This is a genomic window from Geodermatophilus marinus (assembly GCF_003428645.1).
GTDB lineage: Bacteria > Actinomycetota > Actinomycetes > Mycobacteriales > Geodermatophilaceae > Geodermatophilus.
On sequence record NZ_QVQH01000008.1, the window covers coordinates 81,465 to 98,871 of the forward strand.

A 17,407-nucleotide genomic window follows, 5' to 3' on the forward strand; every position below is an offset into this window, starting at 1 on the left:
AGGACGGTCCAGGTGACCACCGCCCGGCCGAGCCGCGTACCGGGAGGCGACGCCCCGCAGGGCGCCGCCCCGGGGAGCGCGCCCCCACCCGCCCGCCGGCTGCTCGTGCTGGCCAACCGGCTCGGCACGGCCGTCCGCGAGGGCTCGGCCGCGGTGGCCCGGCGCAGCGGCTGGACGACGGCGGCCCTCGCCTTCCCCGGCTACGGCGCCTCGGGCCGGGCCCGCGTGCTCGGCCGGCTGCTGCTGGCCCCGCCCGCCACCGACCCGGGCACGCGCCGCGACGTGCCCGGCTGGCGGCGGCTGCTCACCCTGGAGGAGCCGGGCGGGGCGGTGGAGGTCGACCTCGGCGGCACGCGCACCCGGGTCCGCGCCGACCGGGCCGGGCTGCTCGACGTCACCGTCGACGCCCACCTGCCCCCGGGCCCGGCGCGCGCCCTGCTGCACGTCGAGGGGCGCCCGCCGGTGCCCGCGCCGGTGCACGTGGCCGCGCCGGAGGCGGCCCGCGGCGTCGTCTGCGACGTCGACGACACGGTGTGGGTCACCGGGCTGCGGCACCCGCTGCGCGCCGCCTGGCGGACGTTCGCCCGCAGCGGCGCCGGCCGGCGGCCGGTCTCGGGGATGGCCGGGCTGCTCAACCGCCTCCTCGAGGGCGAGCCGGACCCGCCGGTGGTCTACCTGAGCAACGGCCCGTGGAACCTGGCCGGCGTGATCAGCCGCTTCCTGGCCCGGCACGAGTTCCCCGCCGGGGCGCTGCTCATGACCGACTGGGGCATCAGCCCCACGGCCTGGTTCCGCAGCGGGAAGGCGCACAAGCGGGCCGAGCTCGAGCGGCTGGCCGCCGACCTGCCGGACGTCCGCTGGGTGCTCGTCGGGGACGACGGCGAGCACGACCCCGAGATCTACGCCGACTTCGCGCGGCGGCACCCCGACCGGGTGGTCGCCATCGCGCTGCGCACCGTCGCGCCGCCCGGAACGCCCGAGCCGGCCCCGCGGATCGGGGACCGGGTGGGCGAGGTGCCGGTGGTCGCGGCCCCCGACGGGTCCGACCTCTACGCCCGGCTGCACGCCGTCCTCGACGGGCCGGAACCGGGGACGGAGCGCACCGGCCCCGAGGCCTGGTTCCTCAGCGCCGAGGAGCGGGGCAACGACGCCACCCGGCTGCGGGCCTGGACCGAGGGCAACGCGGTGCGGGCGCTGGTCGACGGCCGCAGCTACTTCCCCGTGCTGCTCGACGCGCTGGAGGGCGCCGCCGACGGCGACCTGGTCTTCTTCGCCGACTGGCGCGGCGACCCGGACGAGCAGCTGGTCGACGACGGCCCGCGGCTCGGCGAGATCCTGTCGCGGGCCGCGCGGCGGGGCGCGCTGGTCAAGGGGCTGGTCTGGCGCTCGCACCTGGACCGCTTCCAGTTCTCCGCCGCGCAGAACCGGGACCTCTCCGAGGACGTCAACGACGACGGCGGGGAGGTGCTGCTCGACCAGCGGGTGCGGCCGATGGGCAGCCACCACCAGAAGTTCGTCGTCGTCCGGCACGCCGACGACCCCCGGCGGGACGTCGCCTTCCTGGGCGGGATCGACCTCGGCCACAGCCGGCGCGACGACGCCGACCACGGCGGGGACCCGCAGACCCAGCCCTTTGCCGACCCCTACGGCGGCAGCCCGGCCTGGCACGACGTGCAGGTGCAGGTCCAGGGGCCGGCCGTGCGGGAGGTGGAGGACGTCTTCCGCGAGCGCTGGGAGGACCCGGCCGCCCTGACCCGGCTGCCGTGGCAGGCGCTGCCGGACATGCTGCGCCGGCTGGACCGCGAGCCCTCGCACCTGCCCGAGCCGCGACCGGACCCGCCGGCCGCGGGGAGCTGCGCGGTCCAGCTGCTGCGCACCTACCCCAACCGCTGGCCGGGCTACCCGTTCGCCCCCGACGGGGAGCGCAGCGCCGCCCGCGGCTACGCCAAGGCGCTGCGGCGGGCCCGCCGGCTGGTCTACGTCGAGGACCAGTACCTGTGGTCCATCGACGTGGCCCGGGTGTTCGCCGAGGCCCTGCGCGCGCAGCCGCGGCTGCACCTGGTCGCCGTCGTCCCCCGCTTCCCCGACCAGGACGGGCGCTTCAGCGTCCCCGCGGTGATGCTCGGGCACGCCGAGGCGCTGGAGATGGTGCGGGAGGCCGGCGGGGACCGGGTGCAGGTCTTCGACGTCGAGAACCGGGACGGCGAGCCGGTGTACGTGCACGCCAAGGTCTGCGTGGTCGACGACGTGTGGGCCGCCGTCGGCAGCGACAACTTCAACCGCCGGTCCTGGACCCACGACTCGGAGCTGACCGCCGCGGTGCTCGACGCCGCCCGCGACGAGCGAGCGCCGGCCGACCCCGCCGGGCTCGGCGACGGGGCGCGGGTGTTCGCCCGCGAGCTGCGGCTGCGCCTGCTGCGCGAGCACCTCGACCGCGCCGACGGGGACGACGCCGACCTGCTCGACCCGGACTCCGCCGTCGCGGCGCTGCGGGCCTCCGCGGACGCCCTGGACACCTGGCACGCCGGCGGGCGCACCGGCCCCCGCCCGCCCGGCCGGCTGCGGCCGCACCGGGTGCAGCCGCCACCGCGCTGGCAGCGGCTCTTCGCCGCCCCGGCCTACCGCCTGGTGTTCGACCCCGACGGCCGGCCGCCGCGGATGAAGCTGCGCCGCACGATGTGACCCGCCGGCCGGGTCCTGCTGGGCCGGGTCCTGCTGGGCCGGGTCCTGCTGGGCCGCGGCTGCGGCGGCTGCGGGTCCCTGGGCCCGGCCGCCGCGCGGGAGGCCGCGGAGAAGGAAACCATGCCGGCGTCCAGCAGCCCGTGACGGGGGCATGGCTTCCTGTCCCTCGCACACCGGGGGCGTCCCGCGCGCCGGGGACCTCACGTCAGGAGGGCGGCGCGGGGACCGACGGCGCGGGGCTCGCCGGGGCGGGGATCTCCGCGACGGGGGTCTGCTCGACGGGGGTCAGGAACTCCGTGTAGTCGACCGCGGTGAGCGGGTCGGCGGTCAGCTCGCCCGACGGCAGCGGCGCCTCGACGCGCTCGCCGTCCACGGTGAGCACGACCGAGGAGATCCCGGCCACGCTGGTCGCGGTGAGCACCACCTGGGCCACCGCCCGCCGGCCCGCCGTGCCCGAGGGGACCTGCTCCGAGCCGCTGAGGTCGATGGTCGCCGTCCCGCCGGAGACCTCGACGACGTCGAGCTCGACCTCGGGTGGCAGCGCGGTGGACAGCTGCGCGTCCCGCTCCGTGCTCGTCGGGCCGGCGGCCAGCTCGTCGAGGACCGACTCCAGCCGGTCGGGCAGCGCCCCGGCGAGCACCTCCCGGCCGCGGGGGACGAGGTGGTCCCCGGCGGCGAGCAGGTACACCTCGGGGACGCCGGGCGCGGGGGTGGGCGAGGTGCTCGGGGCCGGCTCGGTCGTGGGCGTGGCCAGCCCGAAGGGCACGTCGGAGGCCGGGATCGGCTCGGCCGGGTCGCCGGTGGGCACCCCGCAGCCGGTCAGCAGCACCAGCGACGAGGCCGCGGGGAGGGCCACCGCACCGACCCAGCGCCGGTGACGTGCGGTCACGGGGTCCCCCTGCGGGTGCTCCCCGCCGGGGCGACCGGCTCGGCCTCCCCGCCGCGCGCCGCACCGGGCGCGCCACCGGACGGCGAGCCCTCGCCCGCCGGCCCGCCGACGGGGGCGGCCGGCACCGACAGGTTGAACCGTGCCCCGCCTCCCGGTGCCTCGCTCACCCACGCGGCGCCGCCGTGCCGGGCCGCGGTCTCCGCGACGATGGCCAGGCCGAGCCCGGCACCGGGCAGCGAGCCGCGCGCGGCGCCGGTCCCGCGGGCGAAGCGCTCGAACACCCGCTCCCGGTCCTCGAGCGCGACCCCGGGGCCGGCGTCGTCCACGCCGGCCACGACCGTGTCCCCGGTGCGGCGCACCACCACCGCGACCGCGCCGCCGGCGTGCCGGTCGGCGTTGTCGAGCAGGTTGCGCAGGGCGCGCTCCAGGGCGGTCTTGTCGCCGAGGACGGTGGTGTCCTCCCCCGCCTCGGCCCGCAGCAGGTCGGGGTCCCGGCCGGTGGCCGCCAGGAGCTCCCGGGCCAGCGCCGCCACCGACACCGGGGTGCCGGCGGACGGGTCGGGGGCGCCGTCGATGCGGGCGAGCTCCAGCAGGTCGTCGAGCATGTGCCGGAACCGGTCGAGCTCGCGCTCCACCAGCGCCAGCGCCTGGTCGGCCCGCGGGCTGAGCTCCGCACGCCGTGCGCCGAGCACCTCGACGCTGGTGACCACGCTGGTCAGCGGGCTGCGCAGCTCGTGGCTGACGTCGCCGACGAACCGGGCATCGCGCTCGATGCGGGCCGACAGGGCGTCGACCATGCTGTTGAACGCCGCGACGATGCCGACCAGGTCGGGGTCCTCGGTGGGCGGCAGCCGGGTGGTCAGCTCGCCGCCGGCGATGCGGGTCGCGGCGCCGGCCACCTGCTCCAGCGGCGTGACCGCGCGCCGGCTGGCCCACACCCCGAAGGCCGCGCCGGCGGCGGTCGCGACGAGCGCACCGGCGCCGAGGACGGCGGCCAGCGTCCGCAGCACCTGCTGCAGCTCGGTCAACCGGGTGACCTCGTAGAACTCGACGTCGGCCGAGGCGACGGGGACGCCGACCAGCAGCGCCGGCACGCCCCCGATCTCCACCCGCGCGGTGCCGGCCGACCCGTCCTCGACCAGCGCCTGCAGGGACGTGGGCACGTCCCGGGCGCCGACGTCCAGGCTGGTGGAGTACCAGGAGTCGCCGCTGCGGACGACGACGTCCGCCCCGCCGGAGGGCACCTGCTCGGTGAGCACGTCGCCCACCTCGGTCCCGGCGGTGGCCAGCCGGCTGGCCAGCACGTTGGCGTCGGCGAACGCCTGCCGGGTCAGCGAGCGCTCGCGCTGGTCGACCAGGTAGCCGCGGGCCAGCAGCCAGGTGGTGGTCACCAGCACGGCGGAGACGAGCAGGGTGCCGACGGCGAACCCCAGCACGATCCGCGCCCGCAGCCCCCGCGCCCGCAGGGACTCGGTCACTGCGGGTCCAGGCGGTAGCCCAGCCCCCGCACGGTCACCACCAGCCGGGGGGAGCCGGGGTCGAGCTCGACCTTCGTGCGCAGCCGGCGGATGTGGACGTCGACGATCCGCTCGTCACCGAAGAAGCCGTGCTCCCAGACCCGCTCGAGCAGGGCCTGGCGGCTGAACACCCGCCCCGGGGCGGCGGCGAGCTCGCACAGCAGCCGGAACTCGGTGAGCGTGAGGGGCACCTGCTCGTCGCCGCGGTGCACCGTGCCCCGCTGCTCGCGCAGCACCAGCGGCGCCGCGGGGTGCGCGTCGAGCACGACCTCGTCGGGCGGGACGTCGGGCGCCGCGCCGCCGCCGGCCCGGGCCCGGCGGCGCAGGGCACGCAGCCGGGCGGTGATCTCCTTGACCTGGAAGGGCTTGGTCACGTAGTCGTCGGCGCCGGCCTCCAGGGCGGCGACGATGTCGTGGGTGTCGGCGCGGGCGCTGACCACGATGATCGGCAGGTCGTGCTCGCGGCGGACCTCGCGGATGACCGCGAAGCCGTCGGTGGAGCCCAGCATCAGGTCGACGACCATCACGTCGGGCGCGGCGACGGCGACCTGGGCGATCGCGTCTTCCCCCGTGGCCGCCTCGGCCACGTCGTAGCCCTCGTCCTCCAGCGCCCAGCGCAGGGCAGTGCGGATCGGGTCGTCGTCCTCGACGACCAGCAGGCGGGGTGGCACCCGGATCATGCTGCCACCGCGGCCTTCCCCGACGCGCTTCCGTCATGGGATCGCAAAGCAACTCCAAGAGGTATCGCAACGTCCCCCACCGAGTCTGTCAGTACCCGCTCACAGGATCCGGTCACCGACTCCAGGAGGACACCGATGACCACTGCCGCCCGCACCCGGGCCGAGGTCGAGACGCGCGGCGACGTGGTGACCGTCCACCTCGACGACGCGATGCTCGCCGACGGTCTGGCGGACGTGCGGTGGCTGCTGCACGACGCGCTGCTCGCCGGCGCGCGGCGGCTGGTCGTCGACCTCACCGGGGTGGCCCATCTGTCGAGTTCCGCGGTGGCGAGCTTCCTGTGGGCGCACCGCACCTGCCGCGCCCGCGGCGGGGCGGTGGTGCTGCGCGGCGCCAACCGGCGCACCGAGGACCTCCTGCACCGCACCGGCCTGTGGCGTGTGATGCAACTGGAGCCCGCACCGGGCAGAGCCGTCGCGTGAGCACCGAACCCTCCCCGTCCACGGAGGTGGACCGTGCTCGCCCTGACCGCCCTCATGGCCGTCGTCTGGCTGACCCTCGCCGTCCTCGGCAGCGTGCTCACCGGCTGGTTCTGGCTGACCGTCGTCGGCCTCGCCCTGCTGATGGCCACCGTGGCCGGGGCCGAGGCGCTCTACCGCCCCACCCGGCACCCGGGTACCTGACCGGGCCGGCCGGTCGGGGCCCTCGGTGAGCCCCGACCTGGTCGAGGTCGAGGTGGTGGACCGCCGCGCCGGGCTGATCCGGGTGCGCGGCCCCCTCACCTCCCTCGGCGCCGACCTGCTCCGGGGCACCGCCGACGGGCTGCGCGGCAGCGGCCCGCCCCGGGTGGTGCTCGACATGCGCGGGGTCCGCGGCGCCGACCTCGGGGCCCTGGACATCCTGCGCGAGATGCGCGACGAGTTCGCCGCCGAGGGCGGGCAGCTCGTCGTCCGCACCTGACCGCGCTCCGAGCGGAGGGCGTGGGATTCGAACCCACGATGGGTGTCACCCCATAGCGGTTTTCAAGACCGCCGCCATCGGCCACTAGGCGAGCCCTCCTGGCGCCGTCGAGGCTATCCTCCCCGCCGTCCTCCCCGCCGTCCTCCCCGCCGTCCTCCCCGGCCGTGATCATGGGCTTCTTGCCAGCGGACACGCGCAGGCCGGCGTGTCGACGAGCCAGATCCCCATGATCACGGCGGGAGAGGAGGCCGGGACCTCCGCCGTCCGGATCGCGCCCGGGGGCGCCGGCCGGTAGGACGGTCAGCGGGATGCCCGGCCCGCGCGTCCCGCTCCACCCCGGACGACGCGAGTGAGGACTGCCCGTGGCCGCCCCGACCCTCGACACCGACCCGTGGCGGGTCCGCGAACCGCACGTGGACCTCGAGGCGCTCGCCGTCGCCGAGTCGGTGTTCAGCCTCTCCAACGGCTACGTGGGGATCCGCGGGACGTTCGACGAGGTGGAGCCCGCCGACATGCGGGGCACGTACCTGTCCGGGGTCTTCGAGACGCACCCGCTGTCCTACCCCGAAGGTGGTTACGGGCACCCGGAGGAGGGGCAGGCGCTGCTCACCGTGGCCGACGGGACGCCGCTGCGCCTGCTGGTCGACGGGGTCGCGCTCGACGTGCGCGAGGTCCGGCCGCAGGTCCACGAGCGCACGCTGGACCTGCGCGCCGGCACGCTCGACCGCCGCGTGCGGTGGACGGCGCTGTCGGGCACGTCGGTGGAGGTGTCCTCCCGGCGGCTCGTCTCGCTCGCGGAGCGGTCGGTCTGCGCCGTGCGGTACGAGGTCCGCGCCCTGGACGGGCCCGCGCACGTCCTCGTGCGGTCGGAGCTGGCCGCCGGGCAGGTCACGCCGGCGGGCGTGGACAACGACGACCCGCGGGTCGCGGAGTGCCTGGACGAGGCCTTCGACCCGCGCGCGCAGATCGGCACGGCGACCGGCGGCGCCCTCGTGGAGCGGACCCGCCGGTCGGGCATCACGGTCGCCACCGCCGTCGAGCACCGGGCCGAGGGCGGGCGGGTCGACTCCCACGTCGACGAGCAGCACGTCGTCACCACGATCGCCGCCGACCTGCTCGCCGGCGAGGCCCTCACCATCGTCAAGGTCGTCGGGTACAGCTGGTCGGCCGACGCCGGCTCCGACTCCGTCCTCGGCGAGGCGTCGGCCGCCGTGAGCTCCGCGCTCGACCTCGGATGGGACCGGCTGCTCGCCGGTCAGCGGGCCGTGCTCGACGAGCTGTGGGCGACGGCGGACGTCGAGGTCGACGGCGACAACGAGCTCCAGCAGGCCCTGCGCTACGCCGTTTTCCAGCTGTTCTGCTCCGCCGCCTGCATCTCGGACGCCCCCGTCGGCGCCAAGGGGCTGACCGGCGTGGGCTACAGCGGCCACACCTTCTGGGACGTCGAGGGGTTCGTCCTGCCGGCGCTGACCCTGCTGCGCCCGGACGCGGCGGCACGCCTGCTGCGGTGGCGCTCGGGCGGCCTGCACCACGCCCGCGAGCGGGCCGCGACGCTGGGGTTGGAGGGGGCCTGCTTCGCGTGGCGCACGATCAGCGGGCGCGAGGTCTCCGCGTACTGGCCCGCCAGCACGGCGGCGATGCACGTCAACGCCGACATCTCCCGCGCCTTCTGGCTCCACGAGAACGTCACCGGCTCCGACCTCGACTCCGTCGGGGGCCTGGAGGTGCTCGTCGAGACGGCGCGGCTGTGGATGTCCCTGGGGCACGAGGACGCCGCCGGCCGCTGGCACCTGTTCGGCATGACGGGGCCGGACGAGTACACCGGGATCGTCGACGACAACGTCTTCACCAACCTCATGGCCCGGGCCAACCTCCGGCGCGCCGCCGACGCGTGCCGGCGGATGGGCGCGCGCGCCGCGGAGCTCGGCGTGGACCACGCCGAGACGGCGACCTGGCGGGCCGCGGCGGACGCCGTCCACGTCCCGTGGGACGACGGCCTGCGGGTGCACCCGATGAACGAGAACTTCACGAGCTACCGCGAGTGGCGGTTCGAGGACGCGCGCGACTCCTACCCGGTCCAGGAGCACGAGCACTACGCCACGTTCTACCGGCGGCAGGTGCTCAAGCAGGCCGACCTCGTCCAGGCGCTGTGGTGGTGCCGCGACGACTTCACGGCCGAGGAGGTGGCGCGCGACCTGGACTACTACGAGGCGCGCACCGTCCGGGACTCCTCGCTCTCGGCCGCCGTCCAGGCGGTGGTGTGCGCCCAGGCCCAGCACCCGGACCTCGCGCTGCGCTACCTGCGCGAGGCCGCGCTCGTGGACCTCCGGGACGTCACCGGCTCCACCGCCCAGGGGTTGCACATGGCCTCGGTGGGCGGGGCGTGGCTGGCGTTCACCGCCGGTCTCGGTGGGCTGCGGGAGGACCACGAGGACCTCGAGCTCGCGCCGCTGCTGCCCTCCTCGCTCTCGCGCACCGCCTACTCCGTCACCTGGCGCGGCCGGCTGCTCCGCGTCGAGACGACGCGCGAGGGCACCACGGTCACGCTGGTGCGCGGCGGGGAGCCGGTGACCGTCGTCGTGGACGGCGCCCGTCTGGTGGCCACGGCCGCCACCCCTGCCACCGCGCCGCTGCGCGCCCCCACCCCGCTGCTCGACGAGCCGCGGCAGCCGGTGGGCCGCGAGCCCCGCACCTGAGGCGCCCGCCGATCCTCACCCCGACCCGCGCCCGCGGCCGGCGCCGCCGCCCCTGCGGCCGTGATCATGCGGGTGGCGCCCCGCGGCCGTGATCATGGAGGTCTTGCCACGGGACACGCGCACACCGGCGTGTCGGCGAGCCGGATCCCCATGATCACCGCGGGGTGGGCGCGTGAGCGGCGGTGGGGGCGTGAGCGGCGGGGGCGTGAGCGGCGCGGCGGCGGGGGCCACGGCTGGGGAGTGGACGGCGGACGGGTCGGCGGGGTGCACGGCGGTCAGGGGAGCGCGTCCTCCGCGAGCAGCTCCACCTGGTCGGGGTCGGACACGGTCGGGTCCAGCACGAGCTCGTCCACGCCGATCGCCTCGAACCCGGCGATCACCTCGCGGATGGCCTCCGGCGAGCGGTGCGCGCTGCCGGCGATGTACTGCGCGGCCTCGTCGCCCATCGCGGCGTAGTAGTCGAGCAGGTAGCCGCGGGAGCGCTCCTCGGTGTCGCCGAGGCCGAAGTAGTTGAGCGCCACGATCCGCGGAGAGCCCTCCCGGCCGGCGTCCTGCCAGGCCGCGCGGACCCGGTCGACGAACGGCGCGGTCGCCTCGGGCGGCAGGCCCCCGGCGGTCCAGCCGACGCCGTGCTCGACGGTCCGGCGGATCGCCGCGTCGGTGTTGCCGCCGATGAGGACCGGCACCGGGCCGACCCCGGTCTCCGGGGCCGGCGGGCGGGTGCCCTCGGCCAGCGCCTCCCCGGCCCAGGCGCGGCGCAGGTCGGCCAGCTGCCGGTCGAACAGCGCACCGCGGGTGGCGTGGTCGCGGCCGGTGAGGGCGTAGTCGGAGGCCCGCCACCCCACCCCCAGGCCGAGGGTCAGCCGCCCGCCGGTGAGCTCGTGCACCGTGGCCGCCTGCTTGGCCAGCTCGGCGGCGCTCCGGGCCGGGGCGATGAGCACGTTGCTGAGGAACCGGATCCGCTCGGTCACCGCCCCGGCGGCGGCGAACACCGTCAGCTCCTCGTAGGTGGGGTAGGAGACGGCGCCGATCGAGGCCAGGCTGGAGAACCCGGCCGCCTCGGCCCGCCGCGCCCAGTCCAGCAGCTGCCCACCCGTCGTCCCGCGGATGCTGTTGGGCATCCCGATCGCGATCTCCACCCGGACCTCCTCGTGTCAGGACCTGCTCGACCAACCGCTCCAGCGGTCGACGGTGACCACGAGCAGCGGCCCGGACGGCGGCTGCGCGCGGTACTGGGGGTAGCGGGCGGCCAGGGCGGCCAGCCCGGGGTGCGCGGGGTCCGGCGGGTCGACGACCTCCGCCGTCCCGTCCGCGCGCACCCACCACAGCGCCGCCCAGTCGTCCTCGTAGTGGTCGGCGAGGAGGGCGCAGCGCGGCTCGGCGCGCAGGTTGGCCAGGCGCTGCAGCCGGGCGGTGCGCTTCGGCTTGGCGTCCACGGCGCTGTAGACCAGGTCGCCCACCGCGGCGAAGGTCACCGGGACCAGGTGCGGGGCGCCGTCCGGGCGCACCGTGGCCAGGCGCGCGACGTGGCACGAGGCGAAGCGCTCCCGGGCCTCCGCCGTCCGCACGGGCCGTTCCTACCGCACCGGCCGCCCCGGCGGGAGCCCGCGCCGGACCGACCCCCCCGCCTCCCCGGCCGGCACATGTCATTGCGTTGACGAAGCGGGCCGATCCGGGGCGGCCGCCGGGGCGGCGGGAAGGAGACGGGGACCACGACCGACGGCCGGGAACCGCTGTTCCCGTGAACCCGAGGAGGACCAACCGATGCGCACCCACCGGACCCGGACCGCGCTCACCGGGCTCGCCGCCGCCGCCGTCCTGGGGCTGGCCGGCTGCGGCGGCGACGACGCCGACACCGCACTCCCGGGGACCGGTGACACCGGCGCCGGCGAGGACACCACCGGCGAGGACGCCCTGGAGACGCTCGAGCCGGACGACGAGCTCGTCGAGCCGCCCGTGTTCGCCGGCGGCTACGGGCCGGACTTCGTCAGCGACGTCGACCAGTACGCCCAGCAGCAGGTCCAGCTCGACGGCCAGGTCACCGAGGTGATCCAGCCCGGCTTCTTCGCGATGACCGCGCCCGACGACCCCTCGGTGGCCCCGCTCCTCGTCGTCGACACCGAAGCGGGGAGCACCGGCTCCCTCGACCCGGGGACCCCGGTGCAGGTCACCGGCACCCTGGAGGAGGGCTTCGACGTGCCCACCGTGGAGAGCGACCAGGGCGTCGACCTCGACGACGCGCTGTTCGAGCCGTACGCCGGCCAGCCGTTCGTCGTCACGGACTCCGTGGCGGTGCAGGAAGGCGCGACCGGCTGAGCCCCCGCCGCGCGCCGCGGCCGGCCCGGACTACCGGGCCGCGGAGCCGGTGGCGGCGCGCGGCGGCCGGTCCGCGGCGCCGTCCGCCTCCGCCGCCACCGGCGTGCCGACGACGCCGTGCAGGTGGCAGGCGGCCAGGTGGCCGGGTGCCGACCCGACCGGCTGCAGCGCCGGGTCGACGTCGGGGCACGGCTCGAAGACGTCCGGGCAGCGGGTGCGGAAGCGGCACCCGCTCGGGACGGCGGCCGGCGAGGGCACGTCGCCGCCGAGCACCACCCGCTGCCGGGAGCGCTCGAGCTCCGGGTGCGGCACGGGCACCGCCGACAGCAGCGCCCGCGTGTAGGGCATCTGCGGGTCGCCGGCGACCGCCGCGGCCGGGCCCACCTCGACGATGCGGCCCAGGTACATGACGGCGATGCGGTCGGAGATGTGCCGCACCGCCGACAGGTCGTGCGAGACGAACAGCAGGGTCAGGCCCAGCTGCCGCTGCAGCCGGCGCAGCAGGTTGAGCACCTGGGCCTGCACGCTCACGTCGAGCGAGGCGATCGCCTCGTCGCACACCAGGAAGTCCGGCTCCCCGGCCAGCGCTCGGGCGATGCCCACCCGCTGCCGCTGCCCGCCGGAGAACTCGTGCGGGTAGCGCCCGGCGACCGCGGGGTCCAGCCCCACCAGCTCGAGCAGCTCCCCGACCCGGGCCGCCCGCTCCCGCCGGTCCCCGGCCAGCCCGTGCACCTCGAGCGGCTCGGACACCGTCTGGGCCACGGTGCGCCGGGGGTCGAGGGAGGCGAAGGGGTCCTGGAACACCATCCCGGCGCGGCGGCGCAGCTCCCGCAGCCGCCGCCGGTCCAGCGCGGTGACGTCGATGCCGTCGAAGGTCACCCGGCCGCCGGTGGGCGGCACGAGGCGCAGCAGCGCGTTGCCCAGGGTCGACTTCCCGCAGCCGGACTCCCCGACCAGCCCCAGCGTCTCGCCGCGGTACACGTCCAGGTCGACGCCGTCGACGGCCCGCACCGCCCCGATCGGCCGCCGGCGGAAGCCGCTGCCGCGGATCGGGAAGTGCACCTCCAGCCCGCGGGCGGAGACCAGCACGTCCCGCTCGGGCTCGGCCCGCTTGGTCAGGTCCACCGGTCGTCCCCCTCCCGGCACCAGGTCGCCGCGCGGTGCGGCAACCCGTCGCCCTTCGTGAGCAGCGGTCCCCCCACCAGGTCCAGGGGCGGCTGCTCGGTCTCGCAGCGCGGGTCCGAGCGCACCGGGCAGCGCGGCCAGAACACGCACCCCTCGGGCAGGTCGGTCGGCGGTGGGGGGACGCCGGGCACGGTGGCGAGGTCGGGCACCTCGCCGTCCCCGGTCTCCTCGGCCAGGTCGGGCAGCGCGCCGAGCAGGCCGCGCGTGTAGGGGTGGGCCGGGCGCTCGAGGACGTCGTCCACCGTGCCGTCCTCCACGCACCGGCCGCCGTACATGACCAGCACCCGGTCGGCGATGCCGGCGACCACCCCGAGGTCGTGGGTGATCCACACGACGCCGGTGCCGTGGTCCTCCTGCAGCCGGTCCACCAGCTCGATGATCTGCGCCTGCACGGTGACGTCGAGGGCGGTGGTGGCCTCGTCGGCGATCAGCAGCGCCGGGGAGTTGGCCAGCGCGATCGCGATGATGACCCGCTGCCGCATGCCGCCGGAGAGCTGGTGCGGGTAGCGGTCCACCGCGCGGTCGGGGTCGGGGAGGCCGACCTCGCGGAGCAGGTCGACTGCGCGCTCCCGGGCGGCGGCCTTGGAGCTCTCCCCGTGCGCGCGCACCGCCTCGGCCAGCTGGCGGCCGATGGTGAGCACCGGGTTCAGCGAGGTCATCGGGTCCTGGAAGACCATGCCGACGCCCGGGCCGCGGACCTCCCGCAGCCGGTTCTTCGACATGGTGAGCAGGTCCTCGCCCTGCAGGGCGGCGCGGCCGGTCACCGTCGCCGTCCGGGAGGGCAGCAGGCCGAGCAGGGCGAGCACCGAGACGCTCTTGCCGCTGCCGGACTCCCCCACCACCGCCACCGTCTCGCCGCGGCCCACGGTGTAGCTCAGGCCGTTCACCACGTGCGCCGTCCCGCGCGGGGTGCGCAGGTCCACCCGCAGGTCCTCGACCTCCAGCACGGGCTCGCTCACCGGCCACCCCCCATCGCCGTCCGCTGCCGGGGGTCGAGGACGTCGCGCAGTCCGTCGCCGAGCAGGTTGAAGCACAGGACGACGAGGAAGATCGCCATGCCCGGGAAGAAGGCGATCCACCAGGCCAGCTCGATGTAGCCGCGGCCCTCGGCGAGCATCAGCCCCCACGACGGGTTCGGCGGCTGGGTGCCCAGGCCGAGGAAGGACAGCGCCGCCTCGGCGAGGACGGCGAAGGCCAGGCTGATCGAGGTCTGCACGATGATCGGCGGCGCGGCGTTGGGCAGGATGTGCCGGGTCAGCAGGCGCAGGTCGGAGGCGCCGACCGAGCGGGAGGCCCGCACGTAGACCTCCTCCCGCACGCCGAGCACGCTGGCCCGGGTCACCCGCGCGAAGATCGGCACGTAGACGACCGCGATCGCGATGGCGGTGTTGGTCGGCCCGGGCCCGCGGACGGCGAGCACCGCGATGGCCAGCAGCACCGCCGGGAACGCGAAGATCACGTCCATGAAGCGCATGAGGACGTCGTCGACCCACTTGCCGTAGTAGCCGGCGAGCAGGCCGATCAGCGTGCCCACGACCAGGGCGATGCCGACGGCGGTGAACCCGACCCGCAGGGACACCGAGGCGCCCAGGATGATCCGGCTGAGGACGTCGCGGCCGAGGTCGTCGGTGCCGAACCAGTGCTCGGTGCTGGGCGGCTGCAGCCGGTCCTCGACGGAGATCTCGTTCGGCCCCTCGGGGGCCAGCTGCTGGTCGAAGACGGCCACGAGCGCGACGAGCACGAGGACCGTCGCGGCGCCGGCCGCGGTCGGGTTGCGGGCCAGCAGCCCGAGGGTCTCCCGCCAGCGCGGGCGGGCGGGGCGCAGCGAGGGCTCGCGGCCGGCCTCGGTCGCGGTGGGGCTCGCCGCCGGTTCGGGGTAGGGCTGGCCGGTCATCGCGGCAGGCCTCGGCTGTGTGCGGCCGGCTGCCGGCCTCGGCTGTGGGTCATCGCTGCCGGCCTCGGTTGTCTGTCATCGCCGGGCGATCCTCGGGTCGATCACGCTGTACAGCAGGTCCACCACCAGGTTGATGACGAGGAAGACGAGCGCGAACAGCAGGACGGCGCCCTGAAGCACCGGGTAGTCGCGGGCCTGCACCGACTGCAGCGCCAGCTGGCCCAGGCCCGGCCAGGCGAACACGATCTCCACGACCACCACCCCCGACAGCAGGTAGGCCAGCTGCACGCCGGTGACGGTGACCAGCGGCAGCAGGGCGTTGCGCAGCACGTGCCAGCCGAGCACCTGGCGGGTCGCCATGCCCTTGGCCTGCGCCGTCCGCACGTGGTCCTGGCCCAGCACCTCCAGCACGCTGGAGCGCACGAACCGGGTGATGACCGAGCCGGAGACCACGCCGGTCACGATCGCCGGCAGGATCAGCCGCTGCAGCCAGCCCAGCGGGTCCTCGGTGAGCGGCACGTACCCGCCGGAGGGCAGCCAGCCCAGCGTCCCGGCGAAGATCAGGATGAGCACGATCGCCATCCAGAAATCCGGCACCGAGATGCCGAACTGGCTGAGCACGGTGGCGCCCCGGTCGACCACCGACCGCGGGCGCAGCGCCGAGAGGGTGCCCAGCGGGACGGCGATCAGCAGCGCCACCAGGATCGAGGCGAACGCCAGCGTGAGCGTCGCCGGCAGCCGCTCCAGGACGAGCTGGGTGACCGGCTCGCCGCTGCGGAAGCTCACCCCCAGGTCACCGGTCAGCGCGTTGCCGGCCCAGGTGACGTACTGCTGGAGCACCGGCTGGTCCAGGCCGGAGCGCTCGAGCAGCGCGTCGTAGGTCTCCTGGGAGAAGCGGGTGCCCAGCGCGAGCCGGATCGGGTCGCCCGGCACCAGCTGGAGCAGCCCGAAGACGACCACGCTCACGCCGACCAGGACGACAGCGGCCTGGCCGACGCGGCGCAGCAGGTAACCGCCCACGGCTCAGGGCAGCTCGACGGTCTCGAAGTTGATCGCCTTGTCGGGTCGGATCTGGTACCCGGTCAGCCCCGGCGTCCAGGCCTGCACCACGTTCGGGTTGTACAGGTACAGGTAGGACACGTCGTCGACGATCAGCTGGACCGCCTGGTTGTACAGGTCGCGCCGGGCGTCCTCGTCGGTCTCCGTGGCCGCCTCGTTGAGCAGCCGGTCGACCTCGGGGTTGCTGTAGCCCTGGTAGTTGCTGGACCCGTCGGTGATGTGCTGCGCGTGGTAGTAGTCGAACGGGTCGATGTTGCCCAGCCAGCCCAGCATGAAGGCGTCGAAGTCGCCCTGGGCCTCCCGGTCCAGCCAGGTGGCGAAGTCCAGCGTCTCGACGTTGACGTTGATGCCGATCGGCTCGAGCTGGCTGGCGATCACCTGCGCGGCGGTCACCGTCTCGGGGAACTCGTCGGTGACCATCAGGCCCATCTCGATCGGCAGCGGCACGCCGGACTGCTCGAGCAGCTGGCGGGCGGCGTCCTGGTTCGTGTCGAAGGGCGCGTAGTCCGAGGCGTAGAAGTTGTCCTCGGGGATCGCGGTCTGGTTCGGCTGGGCCGCCTCGAAGCGGGCGGCCTCGGTGACCGCGGCCCGGTCGACGGCGGTGGCGACGGCCCGGCGCACGTCGCGGTTGTCGAACGGCGGCCGGTCGTAGTTCATCGTCATGTACCAGTAGTCGACGCTGGGGATGCTCTGGAGCTCGACGCCCTCCTCGCTCTCCAGCGCGCTGACCTGCTGCGGCGGGATGTTGTCGGTCCAGTCCACCTCGCCGTTCTGCAGCGCGGTCAGCGCCGCGGCGGGCTCGGTGATGTAGCGGAACTCCACCCCGTCGACCGTCGGCGCGCCGCCCCAGTAGTCCTCGTAGGCGGTGAGCACGGTGCTGCCGGCGTCGGAGCTCTCCAGCTGGAAGGGGCCGGTGCCGATCGCCTCGGTGGTGAGGTCGACCTGGTCGGCCGCGCCCTCGGGGAGGATCGCCATGCCCTTGAAGCCGCCGATGAGCGCGGGCAGGTTCGGCGTCGGCTGGGTGACCCGGATCTCCACCGTCTGCGGGTCGACGGCCTCCACCGACTCCACCGTCGCGAAGCGGTAGGCGTTGTTGAGCTGCTCGTCGATGATCCGGTTGTAGGAGTAGACGACGTCGGCGGCGTCGAACTCGCTGCCGTCGTGGAAGGTGACGTCGTCCCGGAGCGTGAAGGTCCAGGTCAGGCCGTCCTCGCTGGTCTCCCACCCGGTGGCCAGGCTGGGCTCCATCGTGAGGTCCTCGGCGTTGGGGACCACGAGGGTGTCGTAGACGTTCTCCAGCACCTGGAAGCTCGGGTAGGCGCTGGTGACGTGCGGGTCGAGCTGGTCGGGCTGGGCGCTCACCGCGGCCACCAGAACGTTCTCGCCCCCGCCGCCGCCTCCCCCGCCGGTGTCGACGCTCTCCCCGCCCGAGCAGGCGGTGAGCAGCAGGGCGCCGGCCGCGACCGACGACAGCGTTCGAGGAGCACGCACGGGGACCTCCGGGGATTCGGCGGTTCGTCGTCCGCCCTCG

General features: G+C 75.7%; 16 protein-coding genes and 1 tRNA gene. 6 read left to right on the plus strand and 11 right to left on the minus strand.

Features of this window, described 5'->3' with window-relative positions; genetic code table 11:
- Positions 1–12 precede the first annotated feature (12 nt).
- Entirely contained in the window at positions 13–2,682 is a 2,670-nt protein-coding gene (locus tag D0Z06_RS26300; RefSeq protein ID WP_233517602.1) for a phosphatase domain-containing protein, read from the plus strand.
- A gap of 205 nt (positions 2,683–2,887) precedes the next feature.
- Here the strand turns inward: D0Z06_RS26300 and D0Z06_RS11205 are convergent, their stop codons facing one another.
- The 3 genes from D0Z06_RS11205 to D0Z06_RS11215 are packed head-to-tail and all read right to left on the minus strand — an operon-like array spanning position 2,888 to position 5,768.
- Positions 2,888–3,571 carry a GerMN domain-containing protein gene (locus tag D0Z06_RS11205; protein ID WP_158579951.1) on the minus strand — a complete coding sequence of 228 codons (684 nt, stop codon included), beginning with the start codon at positions 3,569–3,571 and terminating at the stop codon, positions 2,888–2,890.
- Positions 3,568–5,049, minus strand: coding sequence for a sensor histidine kinase (locus D0Z06_RS11210; protein ID WP_117377468.1), 1,482 nt, complete (start codon positions 5,047–5,049; stop codon positions 3,568–3,570). The genes D0Z06_RS11205 and D0Z06_RS11210 overlap by 4 nt, the downstream gene beginning before the upstream one ends.
- Positions 5,046–5,768, minus strand: a complete 723-nt coding sequence (locus D0Z06_RS11215) for a response regulator transcription factor (RefSeq protein ID WP_117377469.1) — start codon at positions 5,766–5,768, stop codon at positions 5,046–5,048. Before D0Z06_RS11215 ends, D0Z06_RS11210 begins: the two co-directional genes overlap by 4 nt.
- Positions 5,769–5,903: 135 nt before the next feature.
- Here D0Z06_RS11215 and D0Z06_RS11220 point away from each other — a divergent pair, with 135 nt between their 5' ends.
- From D0Z06_RS11220 to D0Z06_RS11225, 3 genes are read left to right on the plus strand one after another with little or no spacing between them, the layout of a single operon-like run.
- Positions 5,904–6,248: an STAS domain-containing protein gene (locus tag D0Z06_RS11220; protein ID WP_117377470.1), complete on the plus strand. Its 345-nt coding sequence runs from the start codon at positions 5,904–5,906 to the stop codon at positions 6,246–6,248.
- Positions 6,249–6,281: 33 nt separating this feature from the next.
- A complete protein-coding gene (locus D0Z06_RS25785) occupies positions 6,282–6,449 on the plus strand; it encodes a hypothetical protein (protein WP_199522255.1) in 168 nt (55 codons plus the stop codon).
- A gap of 25 nt (positions 6,450–6,474) precedes the next feature.
- A complete protein-coding gene (locus D0Z06_RS11225) occupies positions 6,475–6,726 on the plus strand; it encodes an STAS domain-containing protein (protein ID WP_117377471.1) in 252 nt (83 codons plus the stop codon).
- A gap of 12 nt (positions 6,727–6,738) precedes the next feature.
- Here the strand turns inward: D0Z06_RS11225 and D0Z06_RS11230 are convergent.
- A tRNA-Ser gene (locus tag D0Z06_RS11230) sits at positions 6,739–6,825 on the minus strand.
- 263 nt (positions 6,826–7,088) lie between these two features.
- Between D0Z06_RS11230 and D0Z06_RS11235 the strand changes: the two genes are divergently transcribed.
- Positions 7,089–9,422, plus strand: coding sequence for a glycoside hydrolase family 65 protein (locus D0Z06_RS11235; RefSeq protein WP_117377472.1), 2,334 nt, complete (start codon positions 7,089–7,091; stop codon positions 9,420–9,422).
- Positions 9,423–9,697: 275 nt separating this feature from the next.
- On the opposite strand, the gene D0Z06_RS11240 is transcribed toward D0Z06_RS11235, so the two are convergent.
- Complete coding sequence (locus D0Z06_RS11240) at positions 9,698–10,561, minus strand: LLM class flavin-dependent oxidoreductase (RefSeq protein ID WP_117377473.1); 864 nt, start codon at positions 10,559–10,561, stop codon at positions 9,698–9,700.
- A 15-nt stretch (positions 10,562–10,576) separates the two neighbouring features.
- Positions 10,577–10,990, minus strand: a complete 414-nt coding sequence (locus D0Z06_RS11245; RefSeq protein WP_117377474.1) for a TIGR03668 family PPOX class F420-dependent oxidoreductase — start codon at positions 10,988–10,990, stop codon at positions 10,577–10,579.
- Positions 10,991–11,186: 196 nt separating this feature from the next.
- On the opposite strand from D0Z06_RS11245, the gene D0Z06_RS11250 reads away from it, so the two are divergent.
- Positions 11,187–11,738, plus strand: coding sequence for a hypothetical protein (locus D0Z06_RS11250; RefSeq protein ID WP_117377475.1), 552 nt, complete (start codon positions 11,187–11,189; stop codon positions 11,736–11,738).
- Between the two features lie 30 nt (positions 11,739–11,768).
- Here the strand turns inward: D0Z06_RS11250 and D0Z06_RS11255 are convergent, their stop codons facing one another.
- From D0Z06_RS11255 to D0Z06_RS11275, 5 genes are all read right to left on the minus strand, one after another.
- Positions 11,769–12,863 (minus strand): ABC transporter ATP-binding protein, encoded by a 1,095-nt coding sequence (locus tag D0Z06_RS11255; protein WP_233517603.1) that lies wholly within the window; start codon positions 12,861–12,863, stop codon positions 11,769–11,771.
- The gene (locus D0Z06_RS11260) at positions 12,854–13,882 is read right to left on the minus strand and encodes an ABC transporter ATP-binding protein (protein ID WP_117377476.1); all 1,029 of its coding nucleotides are present in this window, start codon (positions 13,880–13,882) and stop codon (positions 12,854–12,856) included. Before D0Z06_RS11260 ends, D0Z06_RS11255 begins: the two co-directional genes overlap by 10 nt.
- Positions 13,879–14,817, minus strand: coding sequence for an ABC transporter permease (locus tag D0Z06_RS11265; protein WP_117377477.1), 939 nt, complete (start codon positions 14,815–14,817; stop codon positions 13,879–13,881). The genes D0Z06_RS11260 and D0Z06_RS11265 overlap by 4 nt, the downstream gene beginning before the upstream one ends.
- Positions 14,818–14,892: 75 nt before the next feature.
- The gene (locus D0Z06_RS11270) at positions 14,893–15,837 is read right to left on the minus strand and encodes an ABC transporter permease (protein ID WP_117377478.1); all 945 of its coding nucleotides are present in this window, start codon (positions 15,835–15,837) and stop codon (positions 14,893–14,895) included.
- Between the two features lie 3 nt (positions 15,838–15,840).
- Positions 15,841–17,367 carry an ABC transporter substrate-binding protein gene (locus tag D0Z06_RS11275; protein ID WP_117377479.1) on the minus strand — a complete coding sequence of 509 codons (1,527 nt, stop codon included), beginning with the start codon at positions 17,365–17,367 and terminating at the stop codon, positions 15,841–15,843.
- Positions 17,368–17,407 lie beyond the last annotated feature (40 nt).